This window comes from Polyangium jinanense (assembly GCF_028435265.1).
Lineage (GTDB): Bacteria > Myxococcota_A > Polyangia > Polyangiales > Polyangiaceae > Polyangium > Polyangium jinanense.
Window position 1 is genome coordinate 74,658 of record NZ_JAGTJK010000016.1, and the last position, 12,179, is coordinate 86,836.

Sequence of the window (12,179 nt, forward strand, 5' to 3'; positions counted from 1 at the left end):
CCTACTGGATGACGATCTGAAGGCCGTACGGGCTCGGGTTTTTGGCGAGGGAGCCGCCGCGCATGCGCACGAAATACGTGCCCGCCGCGAGGTTCATCGCAAGCGCGGATCCGCAGTTGCCCACGATGTCGTCGCCCGTGGCGAGCACGGTCGTGCCGTTGGGCGCGAGGATGTCGACGATCGTGTCGAGCGTCTTCGCGGCGCAGGCATTCGTGCCTTGATCGGTCGTGGTCGCCGTCAGGCTCGCCGCGGGCGCGCTCAGGACCACGGACACCACGTCGACATCGCCGAGCGGCGTGAGCACCCCGTTCCACGGCTCCAAAAAGGCGTCGGCCGTCGCGGCGGTGCCGTTGGGCTCGGTCTCCGTGATCTCGATCGAGCAGGTCGGGCTGCACCCGTCGCCCGGCGCCGTATTGCCGTCGTCGCAGGCCTCGGCGGGCGTCTTCTGCCCGTCGCCGCAGACGTCGACGACCTGGTCGATGCGCAATCGATACACGAACGTGGGGCTCGACGCGGACGCCGAGGCCACGATGCGCGCGAGATAAGCCCCGGGCGTGAGGCTCGGCAGGACCGCGCGCGAGCAGGCTCCTTCCCCGGCGTCGTCGTCGCTCGCGAGGATGGTGGTCCCGTCTGCCGCGCGGATTTCGAGGACCGTGTCGATCGCGCCCGTGGCACAGCCGCCATCGCCGACGTCGAGGATACGCGCGATCACGCTCGTATTCGCGGCCGCGACCGTGAAGGAGACGAAATCGACGTCGCCTTCAGGATTTATTTTCGCCGGGAAGGGGTCCTTGTAGGGGCTCGCCTGGCCGGGCGTGTCGTTCGGCTCGATTTCACCGAGCTCCACGGTGCATTCCGGCGAGCAACCGTCACCGGCGTCGCCGTTCCCGTCGTCGCATTCCTCGTCGGGATCGAGCGCGTCATCGCCGCAGACGGGCGCGGGTTTGCCACCCGCGCCGCCTTGTCCACCCGCGCCACCGACACCGCCGGCGCCGCCGATGCCGCCCGCTCCGCCTTGCCCGCCCGCGCCCCCCGGGCCCGCGCCGGACGTGCCGCTCGAAGCTGCATTGCTGCGCGGCGGGAGGCCCGCGCCCTCGCCGCACGCGGCGAGGGCCGTCACGAAAAGACCAAGCACGAGAATCGTTCGTTTCATTCGGAGTCCAGGCAGGAGTAGCTGAGGTCCCAGCTCTTCACGATGGCCGCCGCGCTCTTGTTCGACGCGGGATTCAAGGTGATCGAGAGCTCGAGGTGGCTCTGCCGCGCGTCGGCCTGGCCCAGTTTGTCGTAGAGGGAGATCGGGCACGGCGCCGGACCGCCCATCGGACAAACCTGCGTGTCGGGCGAGGCCTTCGCGGTCGCGAGGGCCTTGTACATCGCGGCAGCGAGGGCCGGCTCCGCGTTCGCCGTGCGCGCCTTCCAGACGACGTTCGTATCGGCGGCCGTGAGCGTGTCGTACGCGAGGAAGCCCCATTGCACCTTGGTTCCCTGCGGGCACTCTGCCTCGTATTTGTACGTGTACGTCGCGGGATCGTATCCGCCGGGGCAGCCGAGATCGACGGAGAGCTTGGTGCCCGCGTCGTTCAAGACCGTCTGGCAGGTCGAGGGGCAGAGCTTGAGCTGTGCCGGGTTTGCCGGGTCGTCGTAATACCAGCCCGCCCCGCAGGCCGCCCCGGAGGCGACATTGCCGAGGACCACCGGCGCGCCCGAGGTCGGCTGGAAGGTGACCTTCGCGGCGCTCGGATCGTAAACGCCGCCGCTCGGGACCACGAAATCGCAGGAGAGCGTATCACCCTTGATCTGGATCAGCGCCGAGAGCAGCTCGTTCTCGACGTTCCCGCCCGGCGCGACGAAAAAGCCTTTTTTCGTGCCGCCCTTCGACGCGATCAGGTTCATGAACGTCTGGTTCGCGCCCTGGATGCCGATCGCGTACGTCTTGACCCCCTTCGTCGAGAACGCATTGGCCGCGAGGTCGGAGATCGCCGTCTCGTCCTCGTTGCAGCCGACCGGATCGCCGTCGGTCGCGAAGACCACGATGGCGTCCTCGTTCGGGTTCGCGTTCTTGTAATTGACGGCCCATTGCGTCGCGCCCGAGAGCGCGGGGTACATGGGCGTGTTGCCGTTCGGCGATTTCGCGTTCAGGGCGTCGACGAGCTTCTTCTCCTGGGCGTCGGCCGGCGCCGATTGCAGCGTCAGAATGCCGACGTCGACGAGCGGCGACCGGCAGGCCGTGGCGCTGCAGGTCGTATCGTTGCAGCCCGAGACCGGCGCGTTGTCGGGCCAGAACCGGAGCGCGACGCCGAGGCCGGCGGAGCCGGGGTCCTGGAAGAATTTCTTCAGCGCCTTCACGGTCGCCGACCAGCGCGTCTCGCCGCCGCCGATGTCCGTGGTCATCGAGCCCGAGCGGTCGAGGGCGACAAACATGTTCACGCGCTTGACCGTCGCGGTCGTCGTATTCGAGCAGCTCGGCGCGCCGCAGGCGACGTTCGGCGCGAACGACGCCCAGTTGTCGAGGCACTGGCATTCGTCGAGCTGCGTGTAGCCGCCGTAGCTCGGCGGGTTCACCATGATCTCGCGCTTCGAGGCGCCCAGGCCGCAGCTCGCGGCCGGGACGTTGATGCATTTCCCGGGCGGGATGGCGCTCGGCGTCGTGCAGCTCTGGATGCCGGCGAGCGCCTGGTTCGGGTTGCATTGGCCAAACTGGCCGGAGCCCGCGGCGTAATGGATGAGCTTCACGCCCGCCGGGACCGCGGTGTTTCCGTGGTTGCACACCGGCACCGACCCGCTGCAGGGGACGCCGATCGACAGGTCGTAGCCGGCGCACTCCGGATCGGTTTGGCCGGGCAACCACGGCACGCAGTCACCCTTGACCGGACAACCCTGGCCGCACAGCGTCTTCACACGGTCGACGCAGAGGTTCGTCCAGGCGACGTTGCAGCAATCGGGCAGCTCCTGGCAGATCGTGGCGACGCACGAATCGCACGCTGGATCGAGCTTCCCGCCCGAGTCGCACTTGTTGTGGGAGCAAGGCGGATCTTGATGACACTTCGCGCCGCAGACGGTGTCGACCATGCCCACGCAGGCCGAGTCCCACGCGAACGGCCCGCACGATTTGCCGCACACGCTGCCGACCTTGTCCACGCAGTCCGCGGTCCAGCTCGCCGGATCGCAGGATTTGCCGCACAAGGCAGGGACCTTGTCGACGCACCGCTGCGCCCAGCCCGCGGTGCACGAGTTGCCGCAGACGGTCGTGACCTTGTCGACGCAGGACGAGGTCCATTTCGGCGAAGGGCACTTGTCGTTCTGCTGGCAAACCGACGCGACGAGGTTCACGCAGGCCGACGTCCAGCTTCCGCTGCAGCAGCTCGGCTGCGCGGCGCACACCGCGGCGACGCACGGATCACAGGCCGTATTGAGCTTCGAGCCCGTGATGCAGTAGTCGTGCGCGCAGGCGACCGTGCCGGGCGTGAAGTCGCAACACTTCGGCTCGGCGGCGCAGATGTCGGCCACGCACGAATGGCAGCCCGGGACGAGCGCGGTGCCCGCCGAGCAATACCCGTGCGAGCACGTGCCGGTCGTGCCCAGGTTGCAGCATTTCGGATCGTCGGCGCAGACGGTCGCCGCGCACGGATCACACGCCGTCGTGAGCGAGCCGCCCGTCTTGCAATAGTCGTGGCTGCACGTGCCCCACGTCGGCAGGCCGCAACACTTGGGATCGACGTCGCAGATCGCGCTGACGCACGGATCGCAGCCGTCCGTGAGCTTCGCGCCGGCCTCGCAGTAATCGTGGGCGCACGTCCCGCCGTACGACGTCTCGCAGCACGTCGGGTCGATGGCGCAGATCTCGTCCACGCAGGGATCGCAGCCATACCCAAGCGGATCGCCGACGGCGCACTTGTTGTGGTTGCACGTGCCGAACACCGGCGCCGAGCAGTATTGATTGAACTGGCAATCGACGCCCTCGTCACAAGGCTGGCCCACGCCCTGCGCGACGAGGTCCGGCGGATAATTGCCGAGATCACCCGTCTGCCAGGAGAAAATGGGCGTCTGCGCGAACGGCTTCAGCCCGCCGGGCGGATCCTCGTCGAAGACCTGGCACGAGGGATCACAGGGGTTGTTCGCGCAATCGGCGAGGACGCTGCTGCCCGGAGGGGCGGGTTTTTCACTGGGAGCGCTGCCCGGGGCGAGGGAAGATTTGTCCTCCTGACACGGCCCCCATTTGCCATTCGTGCAGACGTTGACGCCCTTGAAGCACGATTTCACGCCATTGTGCTCGCCGAGCACCACGGTGCACGCCTTCTTCTGGCCCTCCTGGCAAAGCGCCGGCGCGCCGCCCGATCCGCCTTCGCCCCCGGAACCGCCTTCCCCCGTGCCCCCCACGCCATTGTTGCCGCCCATCGAGGGGTCCGAGTCGCGCGGAGGAAGATCTTCAGATCCCTGGCTGCAGGCCAGGAGCAGAAAGAAAAAAGGCACCACGAAAAGGGGGAGCAACCCCCAGGATAACGGGGTTCTCGCCGGTCCGGAACCATAAGCCATGAGTGAGCGCCTCCAGTGCCAACCTTCCATGATGCATGAAGGCTGTCTGGAATCAAGGCGGTTTGGTCACTCGACTTACCGGGGCTGGTTCTTGGCGTTACCAGGGAGACCCGACGCGCGGGACCTCACGCGCCGAGCGTCGCCGCGAGGTGCGGCAAGAGCTCGCCGAGGCGTGCGTCCACGCGAATGGCAGCGTGTTCGTCGCCGCGTGTCGGGCCGAGGTTCACGATGGCGACGGGCACACCCCGTTCGCTCGCGCGGCGCACGAACCGATACCCCGAGAACACCGTGAGCGACGAACCCACGACGAGCAGCGCCTCGGCCTCGTCGAAGAGCGCCCACGCGGCCTCCGTGACGCGCGCCGGCACGTTCTCGCCAAAAAAGACGACGTCGGGCTTGAGCGTGCCGCCACAGCCGAGACAAACCGGGACGTGGAAATCGGTGAAGGCGTCGTGATCGAGGTCGGCGTCGCCGTCGGGCGCGAGGGCCGTGCCCCACCTGTAGAACGAAGGGTTTTCCGCGATGAGGCGCTCCTGCAAAGCGGCGCGCGGCTCGATCGTCCCGCAGTCGAGACAACGAACGCGGGCGAGCGCGCCGTGCAGCTCGACCACGCGCTCGCTGCCCGCGGCCTGATGCAGCCCGTCGACGTTTTGCGTGATCGTGCCCGCGAGTCGGCCCGCCCGTTCGAGCGCGGCGAGCGCGGCGTGCGCCGGGTTCGGCCGGGCCGCGGCGATCCTCGGCCAGCCGTTCATGCTGCGCGCCCAGTAGCGCGCCCGCGAGGCGGGCTCGTGCAGGAACTGTTGCGCTTGCATGGGATTGCGGGCGCGGCGCGCGGTCTCGGGGCCTCGATAATCGGGAATGCCCGACTCCGTGCTCATGCCCGCGCCGGCAAGCGCGACGACGCGGCGGCCGTCGAGCAGACGAGCGAGGCGCGAGGCGGGGGCGAGGTCGTTCGCTTCGGGGCTGGAAGACGCGGAGAGCGACGAGGCCACGCCCGAGCCTAGCGCATGCGGCGCGGCGAGGCTTGTGGAGGGCGGGCGCGCGGATAAGATCCCCGCTCGGCATGGCGAACGACCCGAAGCGACGGAGCGACGACACGGATTCCGACCTCGCCACCGAGCAAAAGCGCAAGGTCGAGAAGGCGAAGCGCTGGCAGGTCGTCTTCCACAACGACAACTACACGACGAAATGGTTCGTGGTCGACGTGCTCGTCCGCTTCTTCCACATGGATGAGACGTCGGCGCTGAGCTTCATGCTCGTCGTGCACAGCACGGGCCGCGGCGTGGCCGGCGTCTACACGAAAGACGTCGCCGAGACGAAGGCGAAGCTCGTCCAGGAGCACGCGCGTGAGTACGGGATGCCGCTCCGACTCACGGTCGAACCGGACGACGATTGAAAGGCGCGCTCAGGGCGCGTCGTCGTGTTTTCCGAGCACGAACGGAACGGCCTCCGCTTCGACCTCGTCGAAGAGCCAGAGATCGTTGTGGTGCGCGCCCGCGACGCTCAGGAACCGGCCGCGCGGGAGGCGCGCGGCGAGCTTTTGGCCGTGATCCACGGGGATGAGCTCGTCGTCGGTGCCATGCACGACGAGGACGGGCACGTTCACGTTCGAGGCCCGCGCGGCGGAGTCGAATCGATCCTGCAAGAGGAGTCGCACCGGCAAGAACGGGAAGATTCGCGCGCCCACGTCGGCGAGCGACGTGAAGGGGCAAAGGAGCAGGACGCGCACACCGTGGCCTCGCGCGGCCATCTCCATCGCCACGCCCGTGCCGAGCGATTGTCCCGCGAGCACGACCTCGTTCCGCAGGATCCCCCGGTGCTCGACGAGGTGCCCGATCCCGCGCTCGGCCGCGTCGAAGAGCGCTTTCTCGCTCGGCTCGCCGAGGCCGCGCGCGAGCCCGTAGCCCGGATACTCGATCGCCGCGAACCCCGCGCCCGCGCGGGTGAAGAGATCCGCGAGCCACGCGCTGTCGGCGATCTGCTCGCCGTTTCCGTGAAAATACACGACCACGGGGCCACGCGCCGGAGGCGGCCGGAACAGCATGAGCGTCCCGCCCTCGATCCGTAGGAGCTCAACGTTTCCGGCGGGTGTGCGACCCACCGTGGGCGCGGGGAAGACGATGCGGCGCTGGGCCGTGTACACGAACCAGCAGATCACGAGGTACACGACGACGATCGCCCCGAGGACGATGGCCATCACGCGGCGCGCTCTGCTTTTTTTGCTGGGACGAGCGACATCGGTCCTTTCGGCCACGGAAGACGCGCCTATTTTCCGCCGCCGAAGAGGAGCGCGCCGCCGAGGATCGATTCGAGCGCGCCGCCCACGGAGCCCACGAGATCGCCGACCTTGCCGAGCGCCGCGCCCGCCGCGCCCGCGACCTTGTCCACCGCCGCGCCCGCCTTGTCGGCCGCCTTCTCCGCGGCGCCGAGGGCCTTTCCGAGCGTCTTGTCGACCGCGCCCGTGGCCTTGTCGATCGTGCCCGTCACGGTAGCCGTGGCCTTGTCGATCGTGCCCGTGACCGCGCCGGCCGTCTTATCGAGCGCCTTTTCGTACTTTGCCTCGGCCTTGTCGAGGGTCTTGTCGATCGCGCCCGTCACCTTGTCGATGGCCGCGTTGACCTTCGTATCGACCTTGTCGAGCGCCGCGTTCGCCTTGCCCTGCGCTTTGTCGAGCGCCTTGTCGACCTTCGACTGCGCCTTATCGAGCGTCTTCGACACCGCGCCCGTGACCTTGTCGGCCGCCGCCGAGACCTTTTCCGCGCCCTCGACGAGCGCCGCGCCGAGCTCGTTCATCCGCTCGATCGCGCCCGTCTTCGTGAGCACCGCGCCGAGCACGACAGCGCCGAGCGAGCCCGCGAGATCGGAAAGCGAGACCGGCTTCGCCGCCGCGGCCGCGCCGCCCACGACGACGGTCTTCACCCCGTCGCAGACCGTGGCCCCGCAGCTCGTCTTGTCGCCGACCCGCACGAGCTGCTTGCCGTGCACGAGCACGCTCGGGCTCCCCGCCACGATCGGCTGCGCCACGTGCGGCCCGCACGGCTGGGGCAGGGAAGGGGCGAGCACGGCCATCTGCCCCGGCCCGAGCATCACGTCCTCTGCGCCCGTGGCCACGACGCCCGTCGTGAGGATCGGGACCATGTCCACGATCGAGATCATCGTCCCGGCGGGCGCAGCTCCGATGCCCGCCCCGAGGCTCGCCGCGCCCGCGCCGCCGAGCCCCGCCGGGCCCACGACCTCGCTGCCGAGCGTCGCCGCGACCATCGCCTGGCTCGGCGTGACGAGCGGCATCGCCGCGTGCGCGAGCCTCGAACCGACCTTCGCCGCGAGATGACCCGTCGTCATTTACGCCCTCACGTCTCCTCCCCCGGGCGGGGGAAACGCACCGTGGACAGGATCCGATCGAAGAGCGGGTTCATCTGATCCGCGTCGACCCTGGCCGCGGTCGCATTGAAGCAAAAGACCGTGCGCCGCCGGCCGAGCGCCATCGCGAGCCTCTGTTCGAGCTCGCCCGACTGCGCGCGCCACGTGAAATGCAGCTCGATCCCCGGCTGCCCGCCGAGCGTGCGCTCCTTCCGATCCTTGAGCTCGAACCCTTCGAGGCGCTTGCCGAGCTCGGCGAGCTGCTTGTCCGCGTAGGACACGAGTGTCTCCTCGGGGGAGAGCACGTCGCGGGTCATGACCACGTTCGGCGCCGTGGATTGTCCGGGCCGCGGCGTGGCGGCGAACGCCACCATCGTCCGGTCCTCCCAGTGGCGGGGTACGTCGAAGGAGACGTCTCGGCTCTCGTATCGCGACATTCGCTTTATTCTCTCCTCAAATCACCGCGGCGCGCTTCACGAAGGCCTCGGCGAGCTCGCCCCACGGCCGCTCGTAGACCACGTATCCCTTCTTCGTGAGGGTGTGAATGAACGCGTCGCTCGATGAAAACCCGTTCATCTGCGCCTCGACGAGGTTCGCCTCGAGCTCGGCGCCCGAGACCGGCACCGCGCCCTGCGTCTTCATCACGAAGAGCTGTCCCTCGCCGGGGCTCTGCAGGATCGTCGCGCCCTTCGAACCCCCGCTCAGCGCCGAGGCGACGTCGTCGCCCGTGAAACCACCGCCGCGCGAGACGATCTGCCCGAGGGATCCGCCGTCCGGCGCCGCGCCCTGGCCGAGGTTGATCTGCGGGCCCGAAAGCGCATTCGAGCCGTTCCCGCCGAACGCGTTTTGCAGCGCGCTCTTCGCGTCGCCGAGCGCGCCCTGGCCCTCTCCCTGGGCCGCGCCGAGCGCGTCCTTCGTGCCCTCGGCGGCGTCCTTGCCCTGGCCCTTGAGGTCGCCCCAGAAGTCCTCGGCGTCGTTCTTGATGTCGCCCCACGCGTCCTTGGCGTCGCCCTTGATGTCCTTCCAGGCGTCCTTTGCCTCCTGGCCCGCCTGCTTGAACTCGTCCTTCGTCTGGTTCCAGGTCTCCTTCGCCTCGACCTTGGTCTGCTTCCAGGCGTCCTTGGCGTCCTCGACGGTTTGCTTCGCGTCGGCCTTGGTCTGGTTCCAGGTGTCTTTCGCGTCGGCCTTGGCCTGCTTCCAGGTCTCCTTCGCGTCGGTCTTGATGTCGTTCCACGCGGCCTTCGTCTCGGCGACGAACTCCTTCGGGATGGCCTTGATGTCGGCGACCATCTCCTTCGCGTCCGCGATGGTCTGCTTGACCGTCTCCTTCGCGCTCTCGATCTGGCCCTTCACTTCATCGACGACGGCCTTCGCCTGGCCCTTGATCTCCTCGACCTTGGCCTTCGCCTGGGCCTTCCACTCCTCGACCTTGCCCTTCCACTCCTGGACCTTCTGCTTGACCTCTTCCTTGGCGCCCTCGATCCGCGCCTTGAGCTCCTGCACGCGAGCCTTCGCGGCCTCGACCTGCGTCTTGGCCATCTCGATGATCTCGCCCGCCTGCTTCTTCATCTCCTGGAAGCGCTCGACGGCCTGATCCTTGAGCGCGATCACGCGCTCCTTGATCTCCTGCACCTTGGCCTTGGCCTGCTCCTTGAGGTCGTTGATGCGGCCCTTGATCTCGTCGATCTTGGCCTTCGCCTGCTCTTTGACGGCCTCGATGCGGCCCTTGATCTCGTCGATCTTGGCCTGCACCCGCGCCTTCGCCTCGGTGAACTTTTCCTTCACCTCGGCGACCTTGCCGAGCACGGCCGCCTTCGCCGCTTCGAGCTTGCCCTTGAACTCCTCGACGATCGCCACGGCGCGCGCCTTGGCCTCTTCGAGCTTGCCGCGGAGTTCCTGGATCTTGGCCTGCACCTGCGCCTTTGCGGCTTCGAGCTTGGCACGGACCTCCTCGAACTTCGCGATGGCCATCTGCTTCGCGGCTTCGGCCCGCGCGCGCAGATCCTCGACTGCGCCGCGGATCTTCTCCTGCACGTCGCCCGCGATCTCGCCGGCCCGCGCGCGGATCTGATCGATGCGCTCCTGGAGTTTTTTCTGTTCGAGCGCCACGCGATCGAGGATGTCGTCCACGATCACGCCCGGCACATTGAGGACCTTGTCGATCGCCGCCTGGAGCTGCTCGTTGACGGCCTCGGGCATCATCAAATACCCCGGCGCGTCCGCGAGCGAAGCGGGTGGCTCTTCGAGCAAGCGCCGGAGCGCTCCTTCGACGGCCTGTTCGTCGAAGCCGCCCGGGATCTCGCTAAAGACCTTCGCCTGGAGCGCCTTCGCCGCGTTGTTCACGGCCTCCGGGAACGAGAGGTCGGCGAGGTTGATCTCGGCCGCGCCGAGGGACATCGGCACGGGCGAGCTCGCGCCCGCGGTGTTGAGCAGGACGTTCGGCGCGCCGTCGATGTGCACCTCGCGCCCCGCGATCCCCGCGAGCCCGCCGGCGCTCACCTTGATGCTGCCGCTCGCGTCGAGGAAGATGTCGCCGCCCGCGAGCGTGAGCGAGGCCTTGCCCGTCGAGAGCACGACCCGATCGTTCGAGAGCGATGCGCCCGTCTCGCCGACCTGGATGTGGCACTCGCCGCCGACGACGAGCACGTCGCTCTGCTCGATACGCGTCGTGCGGCTCCCGACGACGTGCAGCGTCTGATCCGCGCCGATTTTCCGGCTCTCGCGCTCGCCGACCTGCACATCGAGATCCGTGCCGACCTGGAGCGTGTGTTTCTCCCGGACGACCTCCTCGCGGTCCTTCTGCGCGTGCATGAACACCTTCTCGCGCCCCTTGGCGTCCTCGAAGGTGATCTCGTTCGAGCCGCCGGATCCGGGCGAGCTGTCGCTCTTCCACGAGGTCTTCGTCTTGTGATCGGGCAGCTTGTACGGGTGTGGCGAGGTGCCGTTGAAGACGCGGCCGACGATGATCGGTTGATCAGGGTCGCCCTCGAGGAAATCGACGAGGACCTCCTGCCCGACGCGCGGGATCGCGACGTTTCCATATCCGCGCCCGGCCCACACCTGGCTCACGCGCATCCAGCACGAGCTCTCGTCGGTATACTTGCCCTCGCGATCCCAGTGGAACTGCACGCGCACGCGGCCGTACTCGTCGACGTGGATCTCCTCGCCGGGCGGACCGACGACGACCGCGCTCTGCAAGCCGCCCATGCGCGGCTTCGGCGTGACCGGAACGGGCCGGTACGGATCGTCGGCGAACACCGCCGTGCCCGTGCTCGACCAGTCGCCCTCGCTCGTCCCTTCGAGCGTGCGTTGCACGAGGAGCAGGCGTTTCTCCTGGGCGAGGTCGCCCCGCGGATGCCCTTCCATACAGAACACGTCGCCGGGCGAGAGACCGAGCGCGGTCGTCTGGAAAAGGACCTTGCGGCGGCCTTGCCGTGTGCCGTCGAGCCTGCGCGCCGCGAGCGACTTGGCCTCGCGCTCGTCGACACGCCCCGGATCCACGACGAACGCGCCGGGGACGTAGCTGTAGCTCTCGTATCGATCTTCTTGGTCGAACGTCGACTTCGCCTCGGCGATGAGCTGGAAGTCGGGCCGCCGGCGGAAATCGTGATCGCGCAGCGTCATGCGGCCCTGCCGCACCTGATGCGAAACCTTTACGTGGGTGATCGCGTCGCGTGACTTCGCGTGAGCGAGGTTGTTCACGTAGAGCAGCGGCGCGCCGGCTTCGCGCACCGTGGGATCGGTGACGAGGACGAGCTTGCTGGGCGTCTCGCTGCCCGGATCCGGCGGACGGAAATGGTAGCTGATGCCCGCTTCTTCGAGCAGACGCGAGAGGAACGCGAAGTCGGTCTCGCCGTACTGCACGCGGTACTCGAGCTTCGGGAACGTGCCCGCGTCGAGCTCGAGCACGGGCTCGATCTCCCAGTCCGCAAGAAGCTTCTTCGTGATGTCGGGGATCGAGATGTGCTGGAAAATGCGCTGGTTGCGGCGCTGCGAGGTGCGCCAGAGCGCCGGCACGATTCGCAGGAAGTACGTCGAGAGCCCGTCGGGCTCGACCTCGATCTGCTCGGCATACTGCACGACGCCGGTCCATGCGAGGCCGCCCGCGACCTTGAATCCCGCGCCGTTACCGACGAGGGCGTCGAGGTCGATGTCCTCGTCCGCAGATCGCGCGACGAGCGAGACGTCGAAGAGCGTCGACATCTCCTCGACGACCGAAAAGCTCCGCACGGAGAGGTTGATGTCCTTCGCTGCGAAACGAAGCTCTAGGTTTTCCATGGGACAGC

8 protein-coding genes are annotated in these 12,179 nt (G+C 68.1%); 1 reads left to right on the forward strand and 7 read right to left on the reverse strand.

Translation table 11 applies throughout. The features are described 5' to 3' along the window. Position 1: 1 nt before the first annotated feature. From KEG38_RS26620 to KEG38_RS26630, 3 genes are all read right to left on the reverse strand, one after another. Positions 2-1,153 (reverse strand): myxococcus cysteine-rich repeat containing protein, encoded by a 1,152-nt coding sequence (locus tag KEG38_RS26620; RefSeq protein WP_272422723.1) that lies wholly within the window; start codon positions 1,151-1,153, stop codon positions 2-4. After that, positions 1,150-4,470 carry a vWA domain-containing protein gene (locus tag KEG38_RS26625; protein ID WP_272422724.1) on the reverse strand — a complete coding sequence of 1,107 codons (3,321 nt, stop codon included), beginning with the start codon at positions 4,468-4,470 and terminating at the stop codon, positions 1,150-1,152. Before KEG38_RS26625 ends, KEG38_RS26620 begins: the two co-directional genes overlap by 4 nt. Positions 4,471-4,658: 188 nt before the next feature. Further along, complete coding sequence (locus KEG38_RS26630) at positions 4,659-5,525, reverse strand: NAD-dependent protein deacetylase (protein ID WP_308216888.1); 867 nt, start codon at positions 5,523-5,525, stop codon at positions 4,659-4,661. Between the two features lie 71 nt (positions 5,526-5,596). On the opposite strand from KEG38_RS26630, the gene KEG38_RS26635 reads away from it, so the two are divergent. Further along, on the forward strand, positions 5,597-5,929 hold the full coding sequence (locus KEG38_RS26635; RefSeq protein ID WP_272422725.1) for an ATP-dependent Clp protease adaptor ClpS: 333 nt from the start codon (positions 5,597-5,599) through the stop codon (positions 5,927-5,929). Positions 5,930-5,938: 9 nt separating this feature from the next. On the opposite strand, the gene KEG38_RS26640 is transcribed toward KEG38_RS26635, so the two are convergent. The 4 genes from KEG38_RS26640 to tssI form a co-directional block, all read right to left on the reverse strand. Continuing rightward, entirely contained in the window at positions 5,939-6,730 is a 792-nt protein-coding gene (locus KEG38_RS26640; protein ID WP_372518196.1) for an alpha/beta hydrolase, read from the reverse strand. Between the two features lie 68 nt (positions 6,731-6,798). Next, positions 6,799-7,875: a PAAR domain-containing protein gene (locus tag KEG38_RS26645; RefSeq protein WP_272422727.1), complete on the reverse strand. Its 1,077-nt coding sequence runs from the start codon at positions 7,873-7,875 to the stop codon at positions 6,799-6,801. Between the two features lie 8 nt (positions 7,876-7,883). Beyond that, complete coding sequence (locus KEG38_RS26650) at positions 7,884-8,330, reverse strand: DcrB-related protein (protein ID WP_272422728.1); 447 nt, start codon at positions 8,328-8,330, stop codon at positions 7,884-7,886. A gap of 16 nt (positions 8,331-8,346) precedes the next feature. Next, a complete protein-coding gene (tssI, locus tag KEG38_RS26655; protein ID WP_272422729.1) occupies positions 8,347-12,171 on the reverse strand; it encodes a type VI secretion system tip protein TssI/VgrG in 3,825 nt (1,274 codons plus the stop codon). Positions 12,172-12,179 lie beyond the last annotated feature (8 nt).

What these genes read in the sequence shown, in the direction of transcription:
- KEG38_RS26645 (WP_272422727.1), bottom strand. Translation starts at nt 7,875, where the DNA reads ATGACGACGGGTCATCTCGCGGCGAAGGTCGGTTCGAGGCTCGCGCAC.
- KEG38_RS26620 (WP_272422723.1), bottom strand. Translation starts at nt 1,153, where the DNA reads ATGAAACGAACGATTCTCGTGCTTGGTCTTTTCGTGACGGCCCTCGCC.
- tssI (WP_272422729.1), bottom strand. Translation starts at nt 12,171, where the DNA reads ATGGAAAACCTAGAGCTTCGTTTCGCAGCGAAGGACATCAACCTCTCC.
- KEG38_RS26650 (WP_272422728.1), bottom strand. Translation starts at nt 8,330, where the DNA reads ATGTCGCGATACGAGAGCCGAGACGTCTCCTTCGACGTACCCCGCCAC.
- KEG38_RS26640 (WP_372518196.1), bottom strand. Translation starts at nt 6,730, where the DNA reads ATGGCCATCGTCCTCGGGGCGATCGTCGTCGTGTACCTCGTGATCTGC.
- KEG38_RS26635 (WP_272422725.1), top strand. Translation starts at nt 5,597, where the DNA reads ATGGCGAACGACCCGAAGCGACGGAGCGACGACACGGATTCCGACCTC.